This window comes from Microcoleus sp. CAWBG58 (genome assembly GCF_020883045.1).
In the GTDB taxonomy this organism is placed as follows: domain Bacteria; phylum Cyanobacteriota; class Cyanobacteriia; order Cyanobacteriales; family Microcoleaceae; genus Microcoleus.
In genome coordinates this window covers 1-4487 of sequence record NZ_JAHRFA010000167.1, presented here as the reverse complement: position 1 = coordinate 4487, position 4487 = coordinate 1, and the positions used below count along the sequence as shown (strand labels likewise).

Below are 4487 nucleotides of genomic sequence, written 5' to 3'. Positions count from 1 at the left end.
TGGCTCGTTTAATGCGTTTGATAATCAACGCTTCTGTTTCTGAGAGTTCGATTGGAGGATGCCATAAGTGAGGGGGCATAAAGTTTCTTCCTTCTTCATGATTGTGAGAATTTAACAGGCTTTTTAAGCCACATATCATTTTTAGTTGGTTTTGTCAAGATATTCTACTGAACCGACGCCCTAGAGGTATGACGGAGACTTTTTTTGCCGGAAATCCAGCTTGGATTAAAACGTTTTTAGAATATTCGCTGACGGCTATGATGTGGGATGAATTGTTGACAGCATCGTAAATCCAGTAATCATATTCATCATCATTTCTGGCGAATTCGTAATTGATGGCAAAAAATTCTAAGTTGAGGTGTCCGCTGAGTTCTTTTAAAAAGAAAGGTTTCCAATAATGAGACCATTTTAGCTGAAATAAATCTGATGGTGTGGTGTTCATCCACTTGGCTAGGAGGTGGTTTTCTTCGGCTGTGGAATAGCGTGTGAGGTGAGATGCGATTTCTGAGGGTTCGACTGAAATAGGAATCCCCATTTTGTCTAAGGTTTTCGCCAGCGATAGGGTAATGTCGGCGAAGTAATTAAAATTTTGAAAGCCGACGTTAAAGTGAACCATAATTAGTTATTGGTTATTGGTTATTTGTTATTTGTTATTGATTGTAGGGTGCGTCATGCGAGTAGGTTTTCAATACAAACTCAGGATTTTTGCCCTGACGCACCTTGGGTTTATTGAGGTGAGAAGGTTTTCAATACAAATTCAGGATTTTTGCCCTGGCGCACCTTGGGGTTTATTGAGGGTTGATTAATTAAAATATTCATAAAAGTATTTGTAGAAGCCTCCACGTAAAAGTGCGTCGCCATGAGATTGTTGATATAATTTAGGGATGTTCTTTCTTCGACGCACCCTACGACTCTGGGGTTTATTAATTAAAATGAAAATATTTGTAGAAGCCTCCACGTGAAAGGTGCGCCGCCATGGGATTGTTGATATAATTTAGGGATGTTCTTTCTTCGACGCACCCTACGACTCGAATCGCCAATGGTATGTGCTAGGATGCCGATCGCACTAATATGACTGTACAGTCGCATCCGCGCGCCACAGCTTCCGGGATGTTCCCCTGAATTACCTGTTTCAGCAGCCCTTCGCGACTCGCTCCCAGGACGATCGCATCACATTGATCGTTTTGAGCCAAATCAATTAAAGCATCCGACACCGACTTAGCGCAAACCGCAGTCACTATTACTTCACAACTAACCCGCCCCTGAATAAACTTCGCAGCTTGCTTTAATTCGGCGCGGGAGGGTTCGGCAACAGAAGGCTGGTGCACCTGACACAATTTAATCTCCGATAAGGCACTCGCAGCCACGAAAGCAGGTAACAGCCGCAATGCCGCAGCTTGCTTGTAACTGCCGCGAATTGGTACTAACCAGCGGTGCAAACCCATCAGTGTGTGCAATCCCAATTCTGGCGCCCGAATGTCGGAATTGGGCGAGGAAAATTCAGTCTCTGGTGTCGCTGATGAATTTGATGTCACAAATTGAGAATTTTCTGCGTCATCAATTCCTGCGGCATTTAACTGCCATTCTGTAGACGCATATTCCCGCGCGCTACTAGCTGTTAAAAACTCATTTTTCTGGCGTGTTGCTAATAGTTTTTCGCTCCATTTAACTAAAACTACTTCGCAGCCTGCTTGCCGAATTACGGTATCGACTACATCGCCAAAAATGCGTCCTGTTGTGGATAATTCGCCTTGCCATCCCATCAAAATTAAGTCAATGTGACGCTCCCTAATTGTCTCTAAAATCGCGTGAGGCACGTCGTGAGCTACCCGGATTTGAGTGTGTACTGGCAAGTTCCAATTGCGGATAATGCGCTCGGCTTGTTGCAGCAGGCGGCGGCTTTTTGTGGTTCGCACTGCGCTTTCTGAGGGGGAACTGTTGCGCGGTACTGTGATGATTTGCAGGCATTCTAATTCGTAATTGCGATCGCGCGCAATGGCGGCAGCCAGTCGCAGCAAGGCGGGTGCTGTTTGCGGGTTGGACAGCGGCACTAATAAGCGGCCGTTTCCGACTTGTGGCGCTCTGGTTTGATACACTACATAGGATGGTTCTGGATGCGGGCCTTGGGTTGTTTCTCCGCTGAGGCGATCGGATTCTACTCGGATTATGTCGCTGCGGGTAATAATTCCAACTAGATGCCGTCCTTCTATGACGGGCAAGCGGCTGATATTGTAGTGATTGAGTCGGTACAGTACCTCGCTTAGGGTATCCTTGGCTTTGACTGCGATCGGCTGTGCAGTCATAAATTCTTTGAGCAGTGTCTTGCCGGACAAATTCTGCTCGCTGGCTTTTGCTAAATCGGTTTGACTGATAATGCCGACCAGTTTACCATTTTCAACTACCGGAAAGCCACGGTGGTGCGATCGCGAAAACGCTTGGATCACTTCATCGAAAGTCAGTTGACTCGAAAGAGTTTCAACTCGGCGCTGCATCACGTTGGCTGCGTACAAGTCGCTCAAACCATCAACCGCAGGTTTATCTTTGGTGAGATGAATGCCGCTAAACTCCAAAAGGCGATCGTACAAAGAGCCGCTGTCCACCTTTTCTGCCACTAAATAAGCAACTACAGAACAAATCATCAAAGGCAGCACTAATTTGAAATCTGCCGTAATTTCAAACACAATAACTACCGCCGTAATCGGCGCCCTAGAAACCGCACAAAAAAACGCTCCCATTCCCGCCAAAGCGTAAGTTACCGGCAAACCAACACCGAGGGAATCGGCCTGTAAAATGCCCACGATATGGCCTAGTGCCGAACCGAGAACTAAAGAAGGTGCAAACAATCCTCCCGGAGCTCCAGAAGCAGCGGAAAGAATAGTCAAACAAAAGTGAGCGATAAAAGCAATTAAACTGGTGATTGCGCTAGCTTCTCCTGTTAGCAAAAACTCGCGCAATCCCGTATTGTTGCGAAAATTTTCCGGCAAAGCAGCGATGACTGTACCGCAGATTAAGCCAGCAGCAGCAATTCGCCAAGGCAAAGCTAATTTCAGGGTTTTGCGATTGAAGTGCAAACCAGCAATAATCCCTTTGCTGAACAAAGCTCCCAGCAATCCCGCTAAAACTCCTAACAGTATATAGAACGGAATTTCTTGAGGTAAAAAACTAATTTGATACTCTCGCAAATTGAGATTTAAACTATCGCCACCCAAAAGCTGCGAAACAACCGCACCGATGAAAGAAGCAATAATTGCCGTACCTAAAGTCAAGCCAGAAACATCGTGCAAAAGTTCTTCAACTACAAACAAAACCCCTGCAATCGGAGCGTTGAAACCAGCAGCCAATCCCGCCGCTGCACCGCAAGCAATCAATTGGCGGCGGTAGTCTGGGGAAGTCGGCATCAAGTTACCTATCCAGCCTGCCAAAGACGCTCCAATTTGGACGGTTGGGCCTTGTCTTCCCAGGGTTAAACCGGAACCAACTGCTAAAATAGTGGTCAGAAGTTTAACGACAGCTACTCGTAAATTCAAAGAAAGATTGACACCAGCGAGGGCAGCTTTGACGTGAGGAATGCCACTACCAGCAGTTTCTGGAGCGAAACGTTCAACTAAAAAACCTGTTAGAAACCCGCCTAATAAACCGACAGCCGGAAGCAAAATTAAAGCTGGAATTAGCGTTGAGGTAGCAACTCGCCAACTGCCGAGCCATCCGACTCCTAATTTGAGCAAGACGCCAGCCAATCCTGAAATTAAACCGATCAGGCAAGCTTCAAAAATAGCGAGGCGTTTGGGGCGTAAAAAAAGCTGAGATTCGATCACCCTGGAAGGTTCCCTAAGTTGCTTAGGGATATGAATGTACGGCATAAATAGGTAGATAACCTGCGAATTGTATGCTCGATTAGACTTTAGCAAATATTCGTTATATCTCAATACGGTTTACTTAACACTATTTATGCCCGGAGATCCCCCCTCGCATCCCCCGCATCGTTGCGGGGACTTTAAGAGCTTCTTGTCCCCCCCTTGGTTCGGGGGGTTAGGCAGGGCGGTTTTATTGTCGTCAGACAAATTAGGTACGTAGTTGCGATCTTTGCGCTCTTTCTTAATCCTATAAAGAGCGCTTTCATCGCAACTACGTACCTTGGCCGATCGCGCGAGCCGACCTTTGAGCGATACTTTTGGTAGTTTTATATCTCCTATCCTGACAATTAATCCACCCTGCTTGGTTCGGGGGGTTAGGGGGGATCTGTCTTAAGTCAACCGTATTGCGTTATATCTGGGAAATACAGCGAATTTTAATTGCTAATTTACTATCTTTTCGATGCCATAATTTTGATTCCTATACTATAGCAGTTCTGGTAAATAATCATTAGACCTCTTGCAAAATAGTTTTATGATATAATTAGAGGTTTTACTGAAAATCAATTGAATCCCAACTTTTGACTTATTTGCACTCTTGTCTTGCTAGAAACAGGATAAAATGCTCTTACGCTC

The 4487-nt window shown here is 45.6% G+C and carries 2 protein-coding genes; both read right to left on the bottom strand.

The annotated features are described in order from the left end of the window. Nucleotides 1-154 precede the first annotated feature (154 nt). Nucleotides 155-616 (bottom strand): glycosyltransferase, encoded by a 462-nt coding sequence (locus QZ918_RS32965; RefSeq protein ID WP_293343281.1) that lies wholly within the window; start codon nucleotides 614-616, stop codon nucleotides 155-157. A 433-nt stretch (nucleotides 617-1049) separates the two neighbouring features. Continuing rightward, a complete protein-coding gene (locus tag QZ918_RS32960) occupies nucleotides 1050-3860 on the bottom strand; it encodes a chloride channel protein (protein WP_293343278.1) in 2811 nt (936 codons plus the stop codon). Nucleotides 3861-4487 lie beyond the last annotated feature (627 nt).